22 protein-coding genes and 1 pseudogene are annotated in these 21,119 nt (G+C 65.4%); 11 read left to right on the top strand and 12 right to left on the bottom strand.

The genetic code is table 11. The features are described 5' to 3' along the window. Window positions 1–2: 2 nt before the first annotated feature. Window positions 3–1,150 (bottom strand): IS3 family transposase gene (locus DEJ14_RS15620; RefSeq protein WP_502868766.1). Its coding sequence is split into 2 segments (ribosomal slippage): window positions 3–880 and window positions 880–1,150, totalling 1,149 coding nucleotides; the frame shifts between segments, so codons are not numbered across the junction. A 138-nt stretch (window positions 1,151–1,288) separates the two neighbouring features. Between DEJ14_RS15620 and DEJ14_RS15615 the strand changes: the two genes are divergently transcribed. Continuing rightward, complete coding sequence (locus DEJ14_RS15615) at window positions 1,289–1,690, top strand: NUDIX domain-containing protein (protein ID WP_181437639.1); 402 nt, start codon at window positions 1,289–1,291, stop codon at window positions 1,688–1,690. A 150-nt stretch (window positions 1,691–1,840) separates the two neighbouring features. Beyond that, the gene (locus tag DEJ14_RS15610) at window positions 1,841–2,488 is read left to right on the top strand and encodes an HAD family hydrolase (protein ID WP_111086550.1); all 648 of its coding nucleotides are present in this window, start codon (window positions 1,841–1,843) and stop codon (window positions 2,486–2,488) included. A gap of 519 nt (window positions 2,489–3,007) precedes the next feature. Here DEJ14_RS15610 and DEJ14_RS15605 read toward each other — a convergent pair. Next, window positions 3,008–4,030, bottom strand: a complete 1,023-nt coding sequence (locus DEJ14_RS15605) for an IS481 family transposase (RefSeq protein WP_284179592.1) — start codon at window positions 4,028–4,030, stop codon at window positions 3,008–3,010. A gap of 370 nt (window positions 4,031–4,400) precedes the next feature. Here DEJ14_RS15605 and DEJ14_RS15600 point away from each other — a divergent pair, with 370 nt between their 5' ends. From DEJ14_RS15600 to DEJ14_RS15590, 3 genes are all read left to right on the top strand, one after another. Beyond that, window positions 4,401–6,017: a KAP family P-loop NTPase fold protein gene (locus DEJ14_RS15600; RefSeq protein WP_111087042.1), complete on the top strand. Its 1,617-nt coding sequence runs from the start codon at window positions 4,401–4,403 to the stop codon at window positions 6,015–6,017. A 397-nt stretch (window positions 6,018–6,414) separates the two neighbouring features. Next, window positions 6,415–7,440, top strand: a complete 1,026-nt coding sequence (locus DEJ14_RS15595) for a toll/interleukin-1 receptor domain-containing protein (RefSeq protein WP_111087043.1) — start codon at window positions 6,415–6,417, stop codon at window positions 7,438–7,440. 398 nt (window positions 7,441–7,838) lie between these two features. Further along, a complete protein-coding gene (locus DEJ14_RS15590; protein ID WP_146249866.1) occupies window positions 7,839–8,699 on the top strand; it encodes a hypothetical protein in 861 nt (286 codons plus the stop codon). A gap of 176 nt (window positions 8,700–8,875) precedes the next feature. On the opposite strand, the gene DEJ14_RS15585 is transcribed toward DEJ14_RS15590, so the two are convergent. After that, entirely contained in the window at window positions 8,876–8,992 is a 117-nt protein-coding gene (locus DEJ14_RS15585; protein ID WP_146249867.1) for an LPXTG cell wall anchor domain-containing protein, read from the bottom strand. Between the two features lie 122 nt (window positions 8,993–9,114). Here DEJ14_RS15585 and DEJ14_RS15580 point away from each other — a divergent pair, with 122 nt between their 5' ends. Then, entirely contained in the window at window positions 9,115–10,296 is a 1,182-nt protein-coding gene (locus DEJ14_RS15580) for an IS30 family transposase (protein ID WP_111087050.1), read from the top strand. 107 nt (window positions 10,297–10,403) lie between these two features. On the opposite strand, the gene DEJ14_RS15575 is transcribed toward DEJ14_RS15580, so the two are convergent. Then, on the bottom strand, window positions 10,404–10,829 hold the full coding sequence (locus tag DEJ14_RS15575) for a hypothetical protein (protein WP_111087045.1): 426 nt from the start codon (window positions 10,827–10,829) through the stop codon (window positions 10,404–10,406). A 129-nt stretch (window positions 10,830–10,958) separates the two neighbouring features. Beyond that, window positions 10,959–11,312: an SdpI family protein gene (locus tag DEJ14_RS15570; protein WP_111087046.1), complete on the bottom strand. Its 354-nt coding sequence runs from the start codon at window positions 11,310–11,312 to the stop codon at window positions 10,959–10,961. A gap of 104 nt (window positions 11,313–11,416) precedes the next feature. On the opposite strand from DEJ14_RS15570, the gene DEJ14_RS15565 reads away from it, so the two are divergent. Then, on the top strand, window positions 11,417–11,656 hold the full coding sequence (locus DEJ14_RS15565; protein WP_181437687.1) for a PLDc N-terminal domain-containing protein: 240 nt from the start codon (window positions 11,417–11,419) through the stop codon (window positions 11,654–11,656). Window positions 11,657–11,766: 110 nt separating this feature from the next. Further along, a complete protein-coding gene (locus tag DEJ14_RS15560) occupies window positions 11,767–12,612 on the top strand; it encodes a serine hydrolase domain-containing protein (protein ID WP_258373410.1) in 846 nt (281 codons plus the stop codon). Window positions 12,613–12,688: 76 nt separating this feature from the next. Here the strand turns inward: DEJ14_RS15560 and DEJ14_RS15555 are convergent, their stop codons facing one another. Then, window positions 12,689–13,204, bottom strand: coding sequence for a hypothetical protein (locus tag DEJ14_RS15555; RefSeq protein WP_146249868.1), 516 nt, complete (start codon window positions 13,202–13,204; stop codon window positions 12,689–12,691). A 254-nt stretch (window positions 13,205–13,458) separates the two neighbouring features. Between DEJ14_RS15555 and DEJ14_RS15550 the strand changes: the two genes are divergently transcribed. The 3 genes from DEJ14_RS15550 (at window position 13,459) to DEJ14_RS15540 (ending at window position 17,030) form a co-directional block, all read left to right on the top strand. After that, window positions 13,459–14,481 (top strand): IS481 family transposase, encoded by a 1,023-nt coding sequence (locus tag DEJ14_RS15550; RefSeq protein ID WP_284179592.1) that lies wholly within the window; start codon window positions 13,459–13,461, stop codon window positions 14,479–14,481. Window positions 14,482–14,599: 118 nt separating this feature from the next. Continuing rightward, a complete protein-coding gene (locus DEJ14_RS15545; RefSeq protein ID WP_111086691.1) occupies window positions 14,600–16,486 on the top strand; it encodes an alpha/beta hydrolase in 1,887 nt (628 codons plus the stop codon). Window positions 16,487–16,631: 145 nt separating this feature from the next. Continuing rightward, the gene (locus tag DEJ14_RS15540; RefSeq protein ID WP_111086690.1) at window positions 16,632–17,030 is read left to right on the top strand and encodes a hypothetical protein; all 399 of its coding nucleotides are present in this window, start codon (window positions 16,632–16,634) and stop codon (window positions 17,028–17,030) included. Window positions 17,031–17,159: 129 nt separating this feature from the next. Here DEJ14_RS15540 and DEJ14_RS15535 read toward each other — a convergent pair. The 6 genes and pseudogenes from DEJ14_RS15535 to DEJ14_RS15515 all read right to left on the bottom strand — a co-directional run. Further along, window positions 17,160–17,675 (bottom strand): annotated as a pseudogene (locus DEJ14_RS15535) (uroporphyrinogen decarboxylase/cobalamine-independent methonine synthase family protein); the annotation flags it as partial. Continuing rightward, window positions 17,674–18,099 (bottom strand): hypothetical protein, encoded by a 426-nt coding sequence (locus tag DEJ14_RS15530; RefSeq protein WP_111086689.1) that lies wholly within the window; start codon window positions 18,097–18,099, stop codon window positions 17,674–17,676. The pseudogene DEJ14_RS15535 and the gene DEJ14_RS15530, both read right to left, overlap by 2 nt. A gap of 124 nt (window positions 18,100–18,223) precedes the next feature. Further along, entirely contained in the window at window positions 18,224–19,216 is a 993-nt protein-coding gene (locus DEJ14_RS15525) for a CPBP family intramembrane glutamic endopeptidase (RefSeq protein WP_111086688.1), read from the bottom strand. After that, window positions 19,213–19,626, bottom strand: a complete 414-nt coding sequence (locus DEJ14_RS19525) for a DUF1648 domain-containing protein (protein ID WP_502868834.1) — start codon at window positions 19,624–19,626, stop codon at window positions 19,213–19,215. Before DEJ14_RS19525 ends, DEJ14_RS15525 begins: the two co-directional genes overlap by 4 nt. An 11-nt stretch (window positions 19,627–19,637) precedes the next feature. After that, on the bottom strand, window positions 19,638–20,600 hold the full coding sequence (locus tag DEJ14_RS15520) for a sporulation-delaying protein SdpB family protein (RefSeq protein ID WP_111086686.1): 963 nt from the start codon (window positions 20,598–20,600) through the stop codon (window positions 19,638–19,640). After that, window positions 20,591–21,094, bottom strand: coding sequence for an SdpA family antimicrobial peptide system protein (locus DEJ14_RS15515; RefSeq protein ID WP_220036464.1), 504 nt, complete (start codon window positions 21,092–21,094; stop codon window positions 20,591–20,593). The genes DEJ14_RS15520 and DEJ14_RS15515 overlap by 10 nt, the downstream gene beginning before the upstream one ends. Window positions 21,095–21,119 lie beyond the last annotated feature (25 nt).

Raw genomic sequence — 21,119 nt, 5'->3', positions numbered from 1 at the left:
GTTTAGGCCGCGAGTGCTGCCTGTGGGTTGATGATTGCTTCGTACTCGATGGGTGTCAACTTCCCGAGACCGCGCTGTCGGCGCTTTCGGTGGTAGGTGCCCTCGATCCAGTGCACGATCGCGAGCCGCAGTTGCTCACGAGAAGTCCATCGGTGCCGGTTGAGGACGTTCTTCTGCAGTAGCGCGAAGAACGACTCCATTGCCGCGTTATCCGCGCACGCACCGACCCTGCCCATCGACCCCAGCAGCCCGGCATCCGACAGCGCTCGAACGAACTTCTTGGACCGGAACTGGCTGCCGCGATCCGAATGAACCACGGTGTGGAGCGGGCCGCGGCGAGAGATTGCCATCTGCAGCGCCGCGACGGCGAGTGAGGATCGCATCCGGTCGCTGATCGAGTAGCCGACGATCCGGCGGGAGCACGCGTCCTTCACGGCGCAGAGGTAGAGCTTGCCCTCGCCCGTGTTGTGCTCGGTGATGTCGGTCAACCACAGCTTGTCCAGATCCGGCGCGGTGAACGCCCTCCGCACCCGATCGTCATGCACTGGAGGTCCGGCTTTCCGGGTCAGGCCCCGTTTTTTCGCGTGCAGTGACCAGAGCCGCTGCTGCGAGCACAGTCGCCAGACGCGCCGCTCCGAGACGAGCAGGCCGGCTGCGCGGAGGTCGTCGGCGATGAACCGGTACCCAAACGCCGGGTCGTCGCGGTGCGCGTCGACGGCGGCATTAGTCAGGTGCGCGTTCTCCCAATCGCGGCGGCTCACCGGGTTCCTCCGCCAGGCATAGAACGCCTGCTTCGTGAAGCCCAACACCCGGCAGGTCGCCGCGACCGGGATCCGGTCGGCGAGTTCAAGGACCAGCGGGTACATCATTTTGGGAGATGGGCTTGGGAGAGATACGCGGCAGCACGGCGGAGGATCTCGTTCTCCTGCTCGAGGAGCCGGTTCCGTTTCCGCAGTTCTCGCAGCTCCACGTTCTCCACAGTCGTGACGCCCGGCTTGACGCCATCGTCGACGTGGGCGCGGCGGAGCCAGTTCGTCACCGTTCCCTCGGATATCCCGAAGTCCTTCGCCACTTGATGCAGCGGGATCTCGCCCCGGCGGGCAACCGCGACCACATCGCGTCGGAACTCCTCCGGATAGGGCTTGGCCATGATCGACATCCTTCCACCGAGGACCACGTCCTCAGAGGTCAGGAGTCAACTGAAGCTGCAGCAGTCCCGATCGTCAGTCGGGACACCTTGACGCCGGGCTGTGGGACACGAACAGGCGTTTCGTGGTGTGCTGGCCGGATGCGCGCCAGATCAGCGGCCGTCGTCATCCGAGACGAGAGCCTGCTCGTCATCGATCGATTGAAGGACGGTCGGAACTACTGGGTGCTTCCTGGTGGTGGGGTGGAGGAAGGTGAGAGCCTCCGCGAGGCTTGCCGGCGCGAACTTCGCGAGGAGACTGGCCTTGAGGCGATCATCGGTGATCTGCTCGACGTGCCAGTGGACAGCGCCGCTCCAGCGGCCTACTTCGCAGCCCAAGTGCGTCCTGGTTCGTTGGTGCTCGGTGGCCCAGAAATCGAACGAGCATCAGAACTGAACCAGTACGAGCCGAGGTGGGTGGAAGTGGCTTTCCTCGCTCAGATCCCGTTGGTGCCGGAAGCGGCAAGACAGGCGGTGCAGCTGGTCGTCGAGGCCCGCCGGTAGGGGATCGGCCGTTGAGGCAAACTTGCCTCGAAGGACGAGAACTTGCGTTCCCCGATCGTCCCGGCAGTAGCGTCACGTGATGATCATTGATGTCCCGCTCCGTCCGACCGGCCGCGCCCCGGGCGCGCGCGCCATTACTGAAGTCCTCTGATGGCTCGGGCCGTCCTGCTGGACTTTTTCAATACCTTGGCGGTCCGTTCCTCGAAGGGTCTCTGGATCGATGCCGCGCTGAGACAAATCGGCAGCGGCGATGAGGTCGCTCGCGAGGCGCTCACGGCAAGACTGTCGCAGGTGTGGTTGGTGGCGCGGTCGCTCTTCCCGGCCGAGAACTGGGACCTGCACCCGGCGAAGCACCGCAGCACGTTCATCGCTGCCATCAGTCACGACGGTGTCGCAACGCCAGCACTTGCAGAGGCGCTGTACGACGTCATGCCGGACCAGGTGGAGATGAACAGGGGTGCTGAGGACTTCGTGCGAGCGATCCACGATCAGGGAAAGAAGCTCGCCATCGTGTCGAACACGGCGTTGGATGTTCGCCCGATCCTGCAGCGCTGGGGGCTCGAGTCGCTGTTCGACGCGGTGGTCCTGTCCTACGAGGTTGGATGCGTAAAGCCGGACCCAGCGATCTTCCGGGTGGCGGCACGCGAGTTGGGGGTCGAAGCGCCGGACTGCGTCATGATTGGCGATACACCAGTGGACGACACCGGAGCCGTCGCGGTGGGGATGCAATCCGTCATCGCGCAGCCCGAGCAGATGTGGAGAGCGTTCGAACTCGTGCTGGGCGGATCGAGGCGCTAGGTACATCGACGAACGGCATGGTTGTCGGAATCTGCGGCACACTCGATCGTGGCGAAGGCGCCCGAGTTGCACGATAGGTCCGGGAACGGATCCACGCACTCTGGCGAGTGCTCTGGGGACCCGCCTGCGGAATCCGCCCGACGACTGCCGGCGTCTCACATGCCGATCGTTCACGGGATGGAAAGCCTGCTGAAGCGGGCGTAGCGTCGGAACCACGAAGTAGCGAAAAAGCTTCGCATCTGCCACCAGAGGAGTCCCGTGCCTCAGGTCGTCGTGAGTGTTCCGCCTGCGCAGGTGCCGGGACTCTTCCGCCAGGCGATTTACGCCGTGCAGGGGGCCACCCTCATCGAGGTCCTCGAAGACCGTGCACTCGTCGGCCGCCGTAGGACCTTCGCAGCACGATCCGAGACGACCCGCTTCACGTTCCATAGTAGGTCTGACTCGACGACGGGGATCCGCGCCGAGTCCACTAACGGTCGAGACACCGGATAAGCGTGCCACAGCAGACCCCAGTCCGTCTTAGTTGTATGAGGCCATGACGTTGGTGACGCCGGTGCGGAGACGAGTAGCGGGTGGCATGTTGCCGGCGGTGGTGTGGGGCCGATGGTAGTTGTAGTGCACGTTCCACACCTTCAGGGCGTCCGCGCGCTGCTGTTCTGAGGTGAAGGTGCGGGCGTAGAGGAACTCGTCGGCGAGGATCCGGTTGTAGCGCTCAACCTTCCCGTTATGCCGGGGCGTGTAGGGCCGTGTCCGTTGGTGCCGGGACGCGTGTGCGAGCACGATGCGGTGGAACCGGTCGGCGCGGTAGTTGGAGCCGTTGTCGGTCACGACCCTCGTCAACCGGGTGATGCCGTGCGCTTGGAAGAACGCTCTCGCGCGGGTGAAGAACCCGATCGTGGTCGCCGCGGTCTCATCCGGCAGGTGCTCGGTGTAGGCCAGCCTCGAGTACCCGTCGATCGCGGAGTGCAGGAACACATACCCGGGGCGTTTCCCACCTGTCGCGCGGTCCTTCGTGCGTGCCCGGCCGGTGGCGCGGTGTTGGTCGGAGCCGCGGCCGTGGACGCGCCAGCCGCCGCCGTCAGGGATCCGGCCGACCTTCTTCACGTCCAGGTGCACCATGTGCCCCGGATACCGGGCCGTGATCGTCCGCGGCGTCCGATTTACCTCCCCGTCGGGGTCGATGTGGCGGCGACGGTTCAACCCGAGCCGGTCCAGAACCCGGGTTACCGTCCGCACCGAGATGACCACCTGGTCTGCGGCGAGTTCGGTCACGATGCGGCGAGCCGAGTGCTTGCCGTCACGGCGGAGTTGCTCGATCCGAGACACGACGTGCGCGGGCGTCGCGGTCGGTGACGTTCCGGGCGCGCTGGAGCGGTCCTCGAGACCGAGACCGCCGTGCTGCCGCCACCGGTTCACCCACTTCGACGCGCACGCCCGTGAGATGCCCATCTCGGCGGCGACATGGCTGATGGGGCGGGTGCGGCAGCGTTCGATGAGGCGGCGGCGGCCCTCGACGGACAGCGGGGCGTTACGGTGGGTCACGAAGCGGGTCCTTGCAGGTCGGAACGGTTGTCAGCACTTCCATCCAACCGACAACGGACCCGCTTCTTCACACCCACCCGACGTCTACAACGTCATGACCCACAACACTTAGTGGGCGATCCCCGCGACTCTGAGCAGCGGTCTACTCGTCGTCAAGCACCGCCTGAATTCGCCGTTGAAGTTCCTCTCGCTCTTATTCCCGCACCCAAGCTCTCTAGTCCGATTCGGTCGCAGGGAGACATTTGTCGTTGACGGCTTAGAACACGGTTTCCTTGGCGCGGTGCACGCGCCACTCATGTTCCCTGACACCATGTCCGTCCCCCGTTCGAGGTGGTTGACAGCCGGCAGACGGTCAAGCAGTGTTTGAGAAATGGTCGACGCATCGCTGAGCACCGTTCCCGTCCATCGCGATCTCAAGATTGTGGTCGATCAGCCGACAAAAGAACTCGGTCTCGGCTACGACAAGTACGTCGATGCGCTCGCGGCCGTCGTCCGAAACGGGGACCCGGCGCGCTACACGGTCGGTATCTACGGGGCGTGGGGCGTTGGGAAATCTTCCATCCTCCGAGCGCTCGAGGACGCTATCGCAAACAAAGACCTCCCGGTGGCGAGCTTCGATGCGTGGCGGTACGCACGTAATCCGAACGTGCTCGTGCCGCTGCTACACGAGATCGACCGTGTGGTCGAAGGGAAATCTGAGCCTTTCTGGAAGGGGTTCGCCCGTGGGCTCCGCGCGATCACTGCAGAGCTCACCCTCCCGACGCCATTCGGTTCGATCTCGGGCGCCGCGATCGGCAACGCCGTGACCGCGGTGTCGCGAGCCGCTCGGGAACCGATCGAACGCCGATACGTCGAGGTGCCCCATGACCGGCTCCGAGAGCTGGGAGATGACCTGACGAAAGCGAACCAGCGGATCGTCGTGCTCGTTGACGACCTTGACCGGTGCCCGCCCGACACGATCGTAGACATCCTCGAAGCCGTCCACTTCCTCACGGACGTCCAAGGATTCGTTTTCGTGTTGGCCCTCGACTACGAGGTGCTCGTCGATGCGATCCGCCTGCGGTACCCGTCGGTCGACGCAGCGCTCTTCATCGAGAAGATCATCCAGATCCCGTTCTGGATCCCAGAGGTCGACCGCGGCGCCTCCGTAATCAACGAAGTCGTTCGAGGATGGGACACCATGCTCGGACTCGATGCCGAGGACCAGGCAACGCTCGAGCGGGTCGTCCACCTTGCTCTCCGGACGAACCCTCGTCAAGTGAAGCGACTCGTCAACAGCATGTTGGTGGCACAGCACATCCTCGGCGCTGGTTCGGCCGAAGCGACGGACAGGTCTACTCTGATCGCGGTGACCGGACTCCAACTGCGTTGGCCCGCGCAGTTCAAGGATCTGCACCGCGCGCTCCTGGCCAACCCCGACAACGATCTGCTCGGCGACTTCGACGCGGACTTGGCGTCGTTCGCCAAGGTCCCTGGCCTGTCCGAGTACGTCGCGGCGGTGCTGCCGCCAGAGCTCTCGCGCGGCCAGGTCCTCGCTGCGATGAAGTACTCGCAGACCACGGCCTCAGCACCGGCGCAGTCCGAGTCCGACCCGGTCGTCGACGAAACCGAAAGTGGGCAGTATCAGTACGAGATCGCTGAGCCCCATCAGGAGTGGTTCAAGTGGGTCTGCGACAAGCTCGGCAGTCGCGGTGCCATGTGGATCGCACGACAGCAGTACATCGTCTTCAAGATCGGCACCAGGGCGTTCCTACGAGTCGACGGTTATGAGCGAATCGGCCTCCGCTTGTTCTTCCCGGACTGGTTGCACATTGACGATGCCGATCTGGAGCGCTTCACAGCGGGTTCAGGTGGCAGAGCCGGAAATTTCTCGAAGACACTCGTCCTCGATGACGACACGAGGGATCTAGCACTGGAGTACATGGTGCGCGCACTGCAGTCTTCACCCGGTTGGCGTCGGCCCGCCGAACGCGGGTTTCAGGGCTGAGAACTGCAGGACGGCGAACCGGAACACGCTTGATCGACGCGACCACACGCCGCCCGGCTTTACCCCGATCGTTCGCGATTTCCTGAAGGGCCTCCGTCGCACTTGCTGTCATCCCCTCCGCCCCGGTCGACGAAGAAGACGTAGTCGTCCTTGCCACCGACCTCGGAGCTGTTCGGCTTGGCTGGTACATCGACGACACCGACACCGTTGACATCTATCTCTGGCGGCCGGACGAACTCAGCCGGCTATGCGACGCCTGGTTCGAGAGCGACTGACTCGGAGGCGGTCATCCGCCGGTCCGTGAGACGTCTCACAACCCGATCCTGCTCCGGACGTCGGGTGAGGTGACCCGGCGCGTTCAGGCTCGTCGTGGTCTCGCTGGCGGCCACACTTAGATGTGCACACTTTTCCAGCTTCAGAGCAGCCCGACCCGCCGGTTGCCTTCGTTTCGTATTCCTGGGCCTCCGAAGAGCATGTCGTCTGGGTTGCGGAGCTAGCTCGGCGGTTGCGTGCCAATGGAGTTGACGTCCATCTCGACCGTTGGGACGTGCGTCTCGGACACGATCTCAACTTGTTCATGGAGCGGTATCGCGCTCCGTCGGCCCGAGTTCTAGTCGTGCTCTCCGATGATTACGGCCCGAAGGCAGACAATCGCGGCGAGCAGCCTTCTGGTGTTGGCACGGAGACGACCATCGTCTCCCCGACCGTCTACCGCGACCTAGGAGGCAATCGAGTAATCCCTGTCGTCCCGGACTCTGGGACTGTGGCGGGGCAGCCTGTCCCACCCGCATACCTGGACGGCAGACAATGGATTGACTTCCGGGACGATCACGAGTACGCCTATGAGCGGCTGCTCCGCGAACTACACGGAGTCCCAATCGAAGTTGCTCCTGCGTTGGGACGTAACCCGTTCGTCGGTGCAACCGAAGCACAAGCCAGGACTGCGATCCGGAACGATCCCGCTCGTTGGCACGACGGGCGGACCAGCGCGGCGATCGAGGTGAACCTAAACGAGAACTCTGGCCACTTCGCCATCGGAAGCGATGAGGCCCGCTTTGAGCTCCAGATGGAGTACCTGTCTGGCGGCGGTCCCCGACCGGGCGGAGAGAAGCGTGTGCGCCACTACAACGATCGGATCGGCAACATCGGCCTGATCACCGCGGATGCAGACCAAACGAAGGCGTTCGTCGACCTCGCCGCCCTGCCAATGTCTAACCGAGTGGAGGTAACCGCTCCCGGCGACGCGTTGGTCATGGTCAACCGCGAGGGCTATTGGGCGCTCCTCACGCACGATGACGTGGTCTTCCGGCCGGGCTTTAACGGCTTCGAAGCCGTGGCTCAGCTGCGCTACGTCATCGCTGCCGACCGCGGCGCCACTCTTACGCCTGACGATCTACCGCCCAGGGTTGAACAAGACGCATGACGGTTCGGCTAAAACACCACTGGTGTGTAGGCAAGCCACGAGACTCCCAGCGCGCCCCGAATGGGGAACCGGACGGGGTTCGGCTCAGTCGTGGGCACTATCCGTTTCCCTGATCGTCGAGCCGTTACGGTCAACAGATGATGCGAGCAGTGATCCTGGTGGGAGTTGCCGTCGGATGCGTGGTGGCGACCGCCGCGATCGTCCTCACTCTCAGGGACGTCCGAGCAAGCCGGTCAATGTCTCGTCGAGCGATCGGAACTTTCTGCGCGGCCGGGCTCATCATGACTGCCACCATCGCCTACGCCATCACCACGCCTGCATCCTCTTGACCCCTGCGTCGTCAGCCTCGGACTCAGGCACCTGTCCCGCTGACCGATCGGCATCAGGAGCCTTCTCTTGTGGCGCGCTCCGGCATGGCTGTCCTTCCTGCTTGGGATCCGCTTCTTCCTATGCACCGGCACGGCCCTGCTGCGATCGTCGCGACGCGGACGCGAGATACTCGTTCGGCCCCCTCCGCGCAGCACCACCACGAGAGCGATCACCACTTGGGACGTCACAGCGTGTCCGACGAGTTCTCCGACGGCAAGCGGCTGAGCGAGCAGTCGAAGGATGTCGTCGAAGACGCCGGCGGCTTGCTGCTCGAGCTCGCGATGAGCCCGCTCCCGTTCCTCGGAACGCTGACCTCGCGCATGCTTGGCTCGGCCGCCGGTCGGCGGAACGCGGCCGTCCTCGAGCAGCTGCAGGCGGACCTCACTCGCCTCAGCGCCAAGGTGCACGGACGGTTCGAGGAGCTCGCCGCGGACGACGCGTTCATCGCCGCGACCAACAGCACCGCACGGAAACTCCTTGAGGCCGGCACGGAGGACAAGCGCCGGCTGCTGCGTCATGCACTCATGAGCCGCGGCGCCAACGCCGACTCACCGGACGCGGCCGACTTTGACGACTTCGACGACGCCCTTGACCGGCTCATGCCGCGCGACCTCGTGCTCCTCCTCGAGCTCTCGCAGCACTCGCATGTCTACGGCCTGAGCTACGGCGACAGCGACACCAACGACCGGCTCGCACCCGAACTTGGGCCCCTGAGCCCGCGCATCAATCGGCTCGTCACGCTCGGCCTCGCTGAGGAGACGACCGATGTCGCCCAGCGGTACCGAGACGCATTCGACGGCGTCACGCACAACCCGAACCAGTCGCTGCACGTCATCTCAGACTTCGGGCAGCGCTTCCTGACCCACCTCGAGGACCCCTTCGAAGACTGACCCGCGCCAGCTGTCGACCGACCCGCAGCGCGTCGCCGATGTGGGCTCGCCAGGCCTCCTGGCAGTGCGCTCATCGCTCGAGTCGGTCGAATATCTTGTCGCCCTTCGCCGACGTTCCGGCCTTCTCGGTAGGCGATCCGCTACCGAACGAGACGCCCCAGCTCTCCAAAGGACAGTCAGCGCTTGCGGCGAAGAAACATCGTGAGTCCGACAGCGACGATCACCACGATCACGAGGACGAACGCCCACAGAGGAATCGTGGCGCCCGACTTCGGACTGACAGCAGCGAGCATCACGACCACGGTGGCGACGAGTGCGTTCGTGCGCCTGCGACTAGAGGGCGACCGCTGTCTCGTCAGAAGATCCTTGGGTTCAGCCGGTCGTTGCAACACCACCGTGATTTGGAGTGTTGCAGATGGGATCGAGGCTGGAACACCGTGCCCGAGAGGCGCGGTTCTGGGAGCTATTGAGACGGGGCCTTGGGCGTACGGCGGCCTGTGATGCTGTCGGCGTGGACCGACGTCAGGGATATCGATGGGTCAAAGCAGCCGGCGGACGGAACCCGTTCGCCCACACGCCCCGCTCCGACAGGTACCTCAGCCAAGAAGAGCGGCTCCAGATCGCAGACCTACGCCAGGACGGTGAGGGCGTGCGCGCGATCGCCAAAGCACTCGGTCGGTCGCCGTCGACGATCAGCCGCGAGCTCACCAGGAACGCCGCGGCTGGCGGAACCTACCGGCCGTACTCGGCTGAGAAGCAATGCCGTGCTCGTGCGCGACGCCCGAAACCGCGGAAACTCGACCGGCTGGAGCTCGCTCTGCAGGTCGAGCTGCGGTTGGTGCGGAACTGGTCCCCGGAGCAGATCCGTGATGACCTGGCTAGGACATTCCCCGACCGGCCGGAGATGCACGTGTCCCACGAGACGATCTACCAGTCCCTCTTCGTGCAGGGCCGTGGCCACCTGCGCGCTGACCTGCACAAACACCTCCGCACCGGCCGAGCCCTCCGCCGGCACCGCGGTGAACGTCGGCAAGCGTCGTGGTCGAAGATCCGCGACATGATCCTGATCAGTGAACGCCCCGCTGAGGCCGACGACCGGGCCGTTCCCGGCCACTGGGAAGGCGATTTGATCGTCGGTATCAACGCCAGAAGCGCGATCGGCACCCTCGTCGAACGCACCACCCGGTACGTGATGCTGCTGCATTTGCCCAACGGGCACAGTGCCGACGCGGTCCGTGACGCGATGATCCCCACCATTCAGAGCCTGCCGGAGCATCTGCGGCGCTCGTTGACGTGGGATCAGGGGACCGAGCTTGCCCGTCACAAAGACATCACTCTCGCCACGGACCTCGCGATCTACTTCTGCGACCCGCACAAGCCGTGGCAGCGCGGCTCGAACGAGAACACCAACGGACTGCTCCGGCAGTACTTCCCGAAGTCCACCGACCTCAGCGTCCACAGCCCGGAACGGCTCCTCGAAGTCGCTTCCGAACTCAACGGCCGCCCCCGCAAGACCCTCGACTACCGCAGCCCTGCAGAAGCATTCGAGCAGCTACTCTCGGACCCGAAACAACCACCCGTTGCAACGACCCCTTGAAACCGCCATCGTCTGTTGAGACGCCGGCGCACGCTCGCCTAAGACTTCTTATGGCACGGGGGGCGCTCGCACGTGTGATCTACGCAAAGGCCGCCCCCCGGGCACAGTCAGGCCGCCGGCGTCGTCCCAGCGCCCTCGGTGTCGTCCGCGCCTGCCGGACCTGTCCCGGACTGATCGAGGTTCTCGTGCGGGTCGCCCATGTCCCCGGTCGCTGCGCCAGCGGCAGACAGCCCGAAGTGCTTACGGACGGCGTTCGCCTCGGCAGGGGACAGGGTCTGTCCGACTCCGAGGGATGGCGCGCCCTTGATTGCGTTCTTCGTGTACCCGACGTGCAGATCCGTACCGTCGAAGGTGGCGTCCTCGACCGGGACGAGCGCCTGGTGCCTCCCGAGCATTCCCGTCGCGACGCTGACGTAGGCAGCGCTTCCGTCCTCGTCGGAGGGGAACACTTGCGTCAACTTGCCGACCATCGCGCCGTCGCGATCCCGGACCGTCGCGCTCTCGACCTGATGGATGAGGCTCTTGGAGATCATGGGCGTAGTCAACGCCGTGCGCCTGACGCTTCACGGCAACGCGTGTTTGGACAGGAGGCACGGTGCCAGCTGGCACCGTGCCTCCCGTCCGGCGCGTGGCAGGCAGACCCGGGAGAGACGACTTCGCGATCAGCTCTCGAGGGAGGCTCGACGGATGGCACGGTGCGCCACCGGAATCGACAGGAGTGCGCCGCCGACGAGTACTCCTGCGGCCACGAGTACCGAGACCGGATGGCGGAGAGGAGCAAGGCCGATGCTGGCCAGGCACCACGCCGCGGTGATCGTCCCGCTGATGATTGTGGGACGCAGCGCCGCATGATGCCCGATCCGCCAGGCCGCATCGCTGGACATGGTGATCCGGGTCCGGATGCCGGCGAGATCGTTCCGAGCCAGCGACCCGTTCGCGGCTCTCCAGGTCAGCCAGGTCACGAGTACCGCGGTACCGACCTCGAGAGCTAGCGCGAACACCATTGCCTCATCCATGAGTTCGACGCTACTGTGCTGATGTATGAACGGCAATGTTTCGGATGCTGTGTTGTCGCCGAGAGGGGAGCGGACGGAATGTCGAATCCGACGGAGGACTGGGCGTGAGCCCTCTCGTCCCGACAGTGTTGGATGGCGCCGCGATGAGCGTCTGCACCTTCGGGCTGTTGCTTGCCCTTGCAGCTCTCGCGTCGCTGATCAGAGCCGCGTCACCGACGGGATGGCATTTGCTCGGCTGGGCTCTCGTCGTCCTCTTCGTTCCCTTCGTCGGTCCGGTGTCGTGGTTCGCCGTTCGGCTCCGCGGGCGGCGACAGAGGTTCCGGTACCTCGATGACGACGCCTGATTCTCACCGCATGGTGAGCGGTGATGTCCCGAGCCGCCAGCGCCGAGTCCGGTCACGGCGGAACGGCGCTGCACACCCCCTGACGACCCTTCTGCGGAGGAAGGGATCCGGTGCGGAGCCCGCGTGAGCCCCAAGAGCTTTGGCGCGCGAGTCTTCGCGCGGCGGACGGCTGGCAAACCGTCCGTGAGCCACGCGGGCCGTACGCCACCGCCTCGATGCTCGAGTGGGGGAGCATCACGAAGGGACTCGTCGGCGCGACGGCCTGGCTCACGCTCGAGGTCGACCGGCCTGTCGTGCACTACCTCCCCGGTGTGCCCGACGCTGACATGACCGTTGCTGACCTCGTGCACCACACCTCGGGTTTGCCACGGCTTCCGGCCACGATGCGCGACCGACTGTTCGGCGACCCGTATCGAGAGGCTGTCGGGGTTCCTCTGGACCTGGCAGCTGCGGGGCCGGTCACGCCCCGAAGCCAGTTCGGGTACTCAAACCTGGGGTACGCGCTCCTCGGCGCAGTACTCGACGAGGTGCACGGCGACTGGTTCGCCGCTGTGCGCCAGCACGTCCTCGAGCCGGCGGGGATCAGCTCGGCGGTCCTCGTGCCAGCTCCAGCAGACCGGGTAGTGCCGAAGCTCTTCGGTCGCGCGATCAAGCCGTGGGCGCTCGGGGAGTCGTCGTTCGCGGCGGCAGGCGGCGTCTGGTCTACGTTCGACGATCTCTGTCGCTACGCCGATTGGGCGCTTGAGCCAGGCGCCGGAGCGTCCCGCACCGTGAGCTGGCAGCGGAGAGGAGCATCGATCTGGATCAACGGAGAAGTGCGAGCGTCGGGAGCGGTCATCGCCAACGCGGCCGAAGTCACTGCGGTGGTCCATGCGCTCGCGAAGACTCCGCACGCGGCTGATGCGATCGCAACGGCGCTCATCGAGCGGAAGGTGCGGGAGAAGTGCGACGGCTGATGAGCGGCTACGCGTTCGAGTGTGGCCACGCCCCAGTCCTGTACTTCGTCGAGGAAGACAGCTCGCGCCTCTTGGATCACTCCCCGTTGCGCTGTAGCTCCTCCGCGTCGCCAGCGGTGCAGGAAGAAACGGCGTCGAGACTGTACCCGCGTTCGTCGGCGAGGAAGTCGATGCTCTTCATCGGGCCACCGACACCTCGGAGGCCGAGCGTCGGTTCCGCGCCGCCGCTCTTGTGTCGCTCGGTCTCTATCCCCTTCTCCTTCCAGAGCCGTTCGACGTTCGCCACGTCTTCGGCGGGATCGCCGCTGCGCTGCTCCCGCATCTTCGTGGTGAAGTACGCAGCGCCGCGTCCGCCGCTGTCGCGATTGCAGCCCTGCACTGCCGGTCCGCTCGCCACCGACCACGCACCACCGACCGCATTCGCGGTGTCGTCGACGATCGCCACGACGGCCTCCTTTGCCTGGGCCGGGGTCTGCTCCCTCTCCACGGCGGTTCCTCCGTCGCATCCGGTCAGTGAAAAAACCGCTGTGGCGATCACGGCGATGGTGGCCGACGATCGAACGGCCAGCAGCTGGGGAATCCGTTGGATCATGCGTCGAGCCGAGTCGCTGCTCGTGATCAGAGAGCTCGAAGGACTTGCTGATGCGGGGTTCACTTCGTGAGCTTTCCTTCTTGGTTGATGGTGGCGTGAGCGAGGCTACTGAGACACTGCACATCGCGGTCGAGATCGCGTATTAGTTGTTGTGGGTCATGACGTTGTAGACGTCGGGTGGGTGTGAAGAAGCGGGTCCGTTGTCGGTTGGATGGAAGTGCTGACAACCGTTCCGACCTGCAAGGACCCGCTTCGTGACCCACCGTAACGCCCCGCTGTCCGTCGAGGGCCGCCGCCGCCTCATCGAACGCTGCCGCACCCGCCCCATCAGCCATGTCGCCGCCGAGATGGGCATCTCACGGGCGTGCGCGTCGAAGTGGGTGAACCGGTGGCGGCAGCACGGCGGTCTCGGTCTCGAGGACCGCTCCAGCGCGCCCGGAACGTCACCGACCGCGACGCCCGCGCACGTCGTGTCTCGGATCGAGCAACTCCGCCGTGACGGCAAGCACTCGGCTCGCCGCATCGTGACCGAACTCGCCGCAGACCAGGTGGTCATCTCGGTGCGGACGGTAACCCGGGTTCTGGACCGGCTCGGGTTGAACCGTCGCCGCCACATCGACCCCGACGGGGAGGTAAATCGGACGCCGCGGACGATCACGGCCCGGTATCCGGGGCACATGGTGCACCTGGACGTGAAGAAGGTCGGCCGGATCCCTGACGGCGGCGGCTGGCGCGTCCACGGCCGCGGCTCCGACCAACACCGCGCCACCGGCCGGGCACGCACGAAGGACCGCGCGACAGGTGGGAAACGCCCCGGGTATGTGTTCCTGCACTCCGCGATCGACGGGTACTCGAGGCTGGCCTACACCGAGCACCTGCCGGATGAGACCGCGGCGACCACGATCGGGTTCTTCACCCGCGCGAGAGCGTTCTTCCAAGCGCACGGCATCACCCGGTTGACGAGGGTCGTGACCGACAACGGCTCCAACTACCGCGCCGACCGGTTCCACCGCATCGTGCTCGCACACGCGTCCCGGCACCAACGGACACGGCCCTACACGCCCCGGCATAACGGGAAGGTTGAGCGCTACAACCGGATCCTCGCCGACGAGTTCCTCTACGCCCGCACCTTCACCTCAGAACAGCAGCGCGCGGACGCCCTGAAGGTGTGGAACGTGCACTACAACTACCATCGGCCCCACACCACCGCCGGCAACATGCCACCCGCTACTCGTCTCCGCACCGGCGTCACCAACGTCATGGCCTCATACAATTAGTGAGCACCGGGCACCGGAACGATGCTCTCGACAGCTCACTGTTGTGTAGAACACATGCTTCGGCGACGCTTCGGGGTAGGGTCAGAGATCGGACCGGGGTGGGCCTGAGGGGGACGTCATGGGGAAGATCGAGTTCGACGCGGCCGCGGCAGACGCCGTCGTCAGAGCGGCCACGTCGGCGAAGGACGAGCTCCGCGCTCAGTCGGGGGCTCGTCGGTCCGCCGTCGAGGAAGCAGCGGCTGACTTTTCCGGAGCCTACGCGGACCGGTTCACCGAGTCCGCCTCGACTGAGTCGACCGACCGGGGCAAGTTGGCGTCCGTCCTGGATGACCTCGTCGGTCAGGTGCGCGACGCCAAGTCCTCCGCGCAGGCTGAGGAGGAACGGCTGGACGCACTCGATGCTTGGAACGAAGCCGAACGCGAACGCCAGCACGCCGCAGCGACCTCCCTGCTCGCCACCACCACTCTGCCCCCAGTCGCGATCCGTGCGCCGAAACCGTCGGAGGTTGCGGTCCGACCGCCGTCGATCCATGCGGCGTTCGCACCTCGGGAACGCAGGCGGTCCGGAGGCGGCACGGGACACGGTCGAAGCTCAGCGGACCCGGCGCCACTGCGCGACTTCAGTATCGTCAGCCGGGCGAACGACGCGGCTGCCGAGTCAAAGGCCGCAACGCTCGCCAGTGCATGGACGGCGTTCACCGCTTCGTGTTCCTGGGTGCTGATCGAGGGGTGCACCTTCGTGACTGGGTTCGATCGCTTCCTCGAGGAGAACCGAGCCGATGCCGCATGGATCGACCGCATCGCGGACGCGTTCGAGCAAGCCGGGAGCGGCGGGTCGCTGACGAACGCCAGGATCGACAAGGCGACCGACGACGAGCTCATCCGCGATGTTCAGCGGCTCTTCGCTGACGACTTGACCCCGACGCAGGTCGCGGCGAGGTGGGCGGATCTCGGTCTGACGAGGGCGGACGCTGCGGACCTCGCACTCCTCCCGACCTCGGTGCTGACCACTCTGGGGAATCTGGAAGGGGCGCCGTACTGGGCGCGCGGAGCTGCGAACGTCGCCGTACTCGACCGCCGGATCGCCTCCGCGAAGAAGTTCCTGGACGACCTTGGCCGCCCGGACCGCACCTACAGCGCGGAGGCGCGCAAGAACGCGGAAGACCTCTCCGCACTCGAATCGATCAAGGCATCACTCAACCCCAACGGCCGCAAGGGCCAGCGAAGCCTCACGGTACTCAGCGCAGACCATCCACCCCTGGCTGCGGTGTCCATCGGAGATCTCGACGAAGCCACGAACGTCACCTGGGCGGTGCCGGGAATGGGATCGAGCACGGGCAGCATGACCGATTGGGCGGATGCCGCTCAGAACGTCTACAGCGAGCAGGCAAAGGCCGCTCCCGCAGGACGCGGCACCACGAATGCCGTCGTCGCGTGGATGGGGTACGAAGCACCGCCCGTCCCGCCGGCGAGCACCGCCGTCTTCGGCAGTGACTACGCGAAGGCCGGCGGCGAGAAGTTGGCCGCGTCGATCAAGGGCCTCGACGCGACGAGAGCCGATACGATGCCGACGGTCAACGTCCTCGGACACTCCTACGGCACCACGACCGCGTCCTACGCGCTCACGACCGAGGGCGTGCACGTGGATTCGTTCACCACCATTGCTTCGGCTGGGATCCCGGACAGCATCCACGAAGCAGACGAGATCCACGCGGATGCGGTGTACGCGGGGCAAGCAGAAGTGGTGAAGCCGATCATCGAACATTGGAGTGGCGACGAATGGGCGGCGGTTGGGCGTGACTTCAGCTCTGACCATCATCAGGATCCGACTGCTCCGGAGTTCGGCGCGACGAGCTTTGGCGCTGACGGGGCGCCCGGCCTCAAGCCCGTCCGCGACCACGGCGTGCACACCTGGTACGGCGGCGGTTACCTCGATGAAGACACGCAGTCGTTGCAGAACGTCGCGTACGCCACGACCGGCCAGCCCGAACGATTGACGAACTGATCATGCCGATTTCGCGGAAGCAAAGTGATCTGGAAGGAACTCCCAGATGAAGCCACCACGGGCGAAAGCCGTCTCCGTCCTCCGGACGACAGGAGCCGTACTGCTCGCTGTCGCCGTTCTCACTGGTTGCAGCGAAGGGTCTGGCATGAACACGAAAGAAGCGAAGCAGTCCATCGTCACGTTCGTCGAGGGTTCGACCGACGTGGTCGGTGACGGCTGGGAAGTCAGCGACGGTCCGGGGCTCGGGAAGTGCGGCCGGGGTCTTGGGCAAGAGGGCGTCCAGTACGTCTACGCCAAGGTCCGCTCCGCGAGCGCTGACCCGAAGGCCGACGTCGAGGCGGTGGAACAGCACTGGAAGGAGCTCGGGGTCACGACCGAGCGGTACCAGACCGGCGGCGAGGACCCGATCCTCGGCGTCCGGGGCAGGGGCGGTCCGGTGAGCTCCTCCGACTTCCGTGCGGATCCCCGCGGGTACACGATCGATGGCAGCTCACAGTGCATCGCGGGGGACTTCGAGAAGATGAGCCTCGACAGTCAGGAGTGAGGACCGCGACCTGACCACCGGAACCGAGCCGCGCCTCCAGACCGTCCCGAGACGCGAGCCCCTGCCGGGCGAGACATGGAAGACGGCCCGCCCCGTTGCCGAGGCGAGCCGTCCGGTCGGACCGGGACGCTAGCGCGCAGCCTGGACCGCCGCGCCGACGAGCTCTGCCCGCACGATGTCCGCACCAGCGGACAGCGCACTGAGCTTGTCGAGCGCGGCGTTCCGCGCCAGCGGTGCCATCCCGCAGTTCGAGCTCGGGATGAGCTTGTCCGCGTCGACGAACTCGAGCGCCCGACGCAGCACCTCCGCGACCTCGTCCGGGGTCTCCACGGTCTCGGTCGCGACGTCGATCGCCCCGAGCATGACCTTCTTCCCCCGGATGAGCTCGACGAGCTCGAGCGGCACGTGCGAGTGGATGCACTCGAGCGAGACGATGTCGATGGACGACTGCTGCAGCAGCGGGAACGACTGCTCGTACTGACGCCACTCGGCTCCGAGCGTTTCCTTCCACTTGTTGTTGGCCTCGATGCCGTAGCCGTAACAGATGTGCACGGCGGTCTCGGCGCGCAGGCCCTCGGTCGCGCGTTCGAGCGCGGCCACACCCCAGTCCTGCACCTCATCGTGGAAGACAGTGAAGGCGGGCTCAGTTCGGCCGCGTCGTCCCTGCGTCCTCGGTGTCGTCCGCGCCCGCAAGACCGGTCCCAGCCTGATCGAGGTTCTCGTGTGGGTCACGCATGTCACCGGTCGCCGCGCCGGCGGGAAACAGCCCGAAGTGATTGCGGACGGCGTTTGCCTCGGCAAGGGACAAGGTGCGTCCGGTTCCGAGGGACGGCGCGCCCTTGATCGCGTCCTTCGTGTACCCGACGTGCACGTCCGTGCCGTCGAACGTGGCGTCGTCGACCGGGACGAGCGCCTGGTGACGCCCGAGCAGTCCCGCTGCGACACAGACGTAGGCAGCACTGCCGTCCTCGTCGGAGGGGAACACCTGCACGACCTTGCCGACCGACACACCGTTGCGATCCCGGACAGTCGCATTCTCGACCTGGTGGATGATGCCCTTGGCGATCATGAGCGTAGTCAACGCCCCCTAGTTTGACCCGGCGCAGACGCCGTCCTCCGGATCGGCGGTGTGGACCCGATCGTTGTGGTCCGGGGCCGAGGTCGCCCGGTGAGTTCCTCGGACATCCGATCGGCTACGGGGACACCGCGGTGTCGCGGATCTCACGGCCGCCCTGTTCTGAGTCATGTCGCTGCCGACGTCGAGTTGCCCGCAACATGCATGACGTGATCAGGAGCGTCATGACGATCCACCCGGTGATGGCGAGCGGCCCGACAAGGCGTTGGTCGAATGGGGGGAAGAGCACGGACTGGTACGTGGCGAAGCTGTTGAGTGCCGCATGTGCGAGCACGCAGGGCAGAAGCGATCCGCTCGCAAGCCGTAGCCAACCAATTAACACCCCCGCACCGACGCAGCCGATCATCATCATGATGATCCCGAGCGGATTGCGTTGCTCGAAGTTCAGGCCGAGCAGGATCGCGGGGGCGTGCCAAAGGCCCCAGATAGCGCCGCTCACGCTCAGCGCCCATCCGGGACCGAGCGGCAGTAGTTTCGGGAGGAGCCAGCCGCGCCAACCGACTTCTTCGCCGGTCGCAGCGATCGCGGTGATGGCAATCCCGATCGGGAGATTCACCAGCTGAAGCAGCGCCAGGAGCGCCATCGGTATCGGCGGTTGCTCGCCCGTGACTCGAACGATGAGTTCTTTCGCCACAGATTGTTCGGGGTCGAGCTGCACCCACCCGAACAGCATCCCGAGGCCCCAACTGCCGGAGATCAGCACAACAGCTCCGGTGACGCCGGCGAGAGCGAAGCGCCAGGCTTGACGCGTGAAGAATCCCGTCAGCCCAAGCTCAACCAGGATCGCTTTCCCACGGCGACGTTGGAGCGCGACCGCGACCAGCAGGGCTGCGAGACCCGGTGTGAACATCATCGCGACGGTCCCGATGTACGCGCCAGGGCTCCCGACGGGGTCCGAGAGATCCGCGCTTGTCTGGATTGCTGGCCAGAGCAGCACCCACGCCGCACCATAGGCCAGGGACACGAACACGCTGATCGCACCCCATCGTGTGCCACGCGAACTCCCAGCTGTGGTCTCCCTCTCGTCCTTTCGTGCCGTGATCTGCCTCATACTGCCTCCTTGTCGGGTCGTAGCAGCCAGTAGGGAACGACTGCCCACGCCGGGCCCGCCAGGATTGCCCACCACGCTGCTGGTGCCACGGTCGAGGCCGCGACTCCCGCGATGATCAGCCAGCTGATCGCCACGGTGGCGATGAATCCAGCAGTCACCGCGCAGGCGATCCGACCTTTTCGCCGATCTCGAGCGAAGGCAGATCCGACCGCCGCGATGAGAAAGGGGGTTTGCACGGCAGCGAGAAGCGTTGCTGTACCCAACGGTGTGCCGTATCCGCTCGCGCTGCCGTCCGTACCGAAGGTCGTAGCGATCCGATCAGGGAGTCGGTTCCACCACGCACTCGTGACTGCGATCTCGATGAAGACGGGGACGGCCGCGGCTAGGGAGCCAAGAGACGCGATACGCACGTGCTGCGCGCTCACCGGACGCCAGCGCCATTCATGCTGGGGCTGTTCATGGTGGCGTGGTGCCTTCTGCCGAGGCGGGACCAGACCTGGTGCGTCTGCTCATGCGGCGTGTACGGCATCGCGGCGATGCCGACGATCGCAATCATGATCAGCCCGAAACTCCAGAGCCCCATCGTGATGATGATCGCCCCGTGCAGCGCCACGCACAGGACGAAGGCGATCGACCGACTCCGCGCGCCACACAGGATCAGGACACCGATCGCGATCTCGGCGATCACCGCACCCCAGGTCGCGCCCACCGTCACCGCGGGGAGTGTGGTTGCAGCTTGCAGCACAGGAGCAAGCGGTCCACTCGCCCCGAAGAACGGGTCCCGAAGAACGTAGTACTCGGCAGTGCCGTCGGCCCATTCTGGCGCGAACAGCTTGGCGATCGCGGCGTTGAAGTAGATCGCAGCGACCTGGACCCGCATGACCATGAGACCTGCGAGCGCTACTTGTCGGCGCCAGCTCCCGACGGTCTGCGGTGGACCGAGCAGCCAGCGACGTTGGTCGGCAAAACTGACGGCGACGAGGAGCAGGGTGCACACCGCGGCCGCTTGGTCGCCACCGTCGGGGAGCGAGATCGACCCTGCGATCGAAAACGCAACCCACGCGTGCAGGATCGCCGTGACGGTCGGCGCAATCCCGATCGCAACCCCGATGAGGATCATGACCATGGCGGATGTGACGAGTCCATCGGGCATGGAACGTCCGAGGCAGTACGTCGACGCGTTTCTCAGTCCACCACAGACCGGACCGGCTTCGCTTCCCACCAGAGTCTGCATCAACGCGTCGTACGGCGTTGCCACGAGGATCGTGAGTTGAGCCAGGACGAGCGTTCCCCGAAAGCCGCTGAAGCGGAGCGTCTGAAGGTCAAAGCTGCGGAGGGTGCGCCGCAGCCGGGGCCCGCTCACCTCAGCGAAGATCAGTTGCACGACACCTCCACACGTGCAGCCTGCAGCACCCGGAAATTCGGGAGATCGAAGCTACGGAACTCGAACGGAGTCGCCTTTTCCTGAGCGAGGAGGAGATCTCCGCAGAGAGTCTTCCGCTTCGCCCCATTCCTCAGAGTCTGCGGTCGCTCTTCGGCTGCCTGTCGGATGCACTTATGAGACGCAGACTTGTCCACGCACTTATTCCAGTTCGCCACCTGCTGATGCAGCGCTGCCAGCTCAGGACCCTGCGCACGCTGCGCGCGCGAGACGCCGAACATGTTCGTTGCTCTTCCTTGCGGCAGCGAAAGCGCCGATTCGCCTGTCCGCGTGCGGTAGGCAACGTATTGCCTGCCCTTGGAAGACGCGGTGAAGAACTCCCAGCGCTGTGGCGCGATTGTCAGCACCGCATCTCGCACCTTCACTGCGGCAGGATCACGACTCGACAAAGCGTGCGGAGACAACGACTCCACAATGCTCAGTGCCGTCCAGCTCATCAGCAGTACGACCGTCGTCACAAAT

The organism is Curtobacterium sp. MCJR17_020, assembly GCF_003234365.2.
Lineage (GTDB): Bacteria > Actinomycetota > Actinomycetes > Actinomycetales > Microbacteriaceae > Curtobacterium.
This window is presented reverse-complemented; position numbering and strand designations above follow the sequence as displayed.

Excerpts from the sequence above, each read along its gene's own strand:
- DEJ14_RS15615 (WP_181437639.1), top strand. The coding sequence starts at position 1,289 with ATGCGCGCCAGATCAGCGGCCGTCGTCATCCGAGACGAGAGCCTGCTC.
- DEJ14_RS15610 (WP_111086550.1), top strand. The coding sequence starts at position 1,841 with ATGGCTCGGGCCGTCCTGCTGGACTTTTTCAATACCTTGGCGGTCCGT.
- DEJ14_RS15600 (WP_111087042.1), top strand. The coding sequence starts at position 4,401 with ATGGTCGACGCATCGCTGAGCACCGTTCCCGTCCATCGCGATCTCAAG.
- DEJ14_RS15585 (WP_146249867.1), bottom strand. The coding sequence starts at position 8,992 with ATGCTCGCTGCTGTCAGTCCGAAGTCGGGCGCCACGATTCCTCTGTGG.
- DEJ14_RS15580 (WP_111087050.1), top strand. The coding sequence starts at position 9,115 with ATGGGATCGAGGCTGGAACACCGTGCCCGAGAGGCGCGGTTCTGGGAG.
- DEJ14_RS15575 (WP_111087045.1), bottom strand. The coding sequence starts at position 10,829 with ATGATCTCCAAGAGCCTCATCCATCAGGTCGAGAGCGCGACGGTCCGG.
- DEJ14_RS15570 (WP_111087046.1), bottom strand. The coding sequence starts at position 11,312 with ATGGATGAGGCAATGGTGTTCGCGCTAGCTCTCGAGGTCGGTACCGCG.
- DEJ14_RS15555 (WP_146249868.1), bottom strand. The coding sequence starts at position 13,204 with ATGATCCAACGGATTCCCCAGCTGCTGGCCGTTCGATCGTCGGCCACC.
- DEJ14_RS15545 (WP_111086691.1), top strand. The coding sequence starts at position 14,600 with ATGGGGAAGATCGAGTTCGACGCGGCCGCGGCAGACGCCGTCGTCAGA.
- DEJ14_RS15540 (WP_111086690.1), top strand. The coding sequence starts at position 16,632 with ATGAACACGAAAGAAGCGAAGCAGTCCATCGTCACGTTCGTCGAGGGT.
- DEJ14_RS15530 (WP_111086689.1), bottom strand. The coding sequence starts at position 18,099 with ATGATCGCCAAGGGCATCATCCACCAGGTCGAGAATGCGACTGTCCGG.
- DEJ14_RS15525 (WP_111086688.1), bottom strand. The coding sequence starts at position 19,216 with ATGAGGCAGATCACGGCACGAAAGGACGAGAGGGAGACCACAGCTGGG.
- DEJ14_RS15515 (WP_220036464.1), bottom strand. The coding sequence starts at position 21,094 with ATGAGCTGGACGGCACTGAGCATTGTGGAGTCGTTGTCTCCGCACGCT.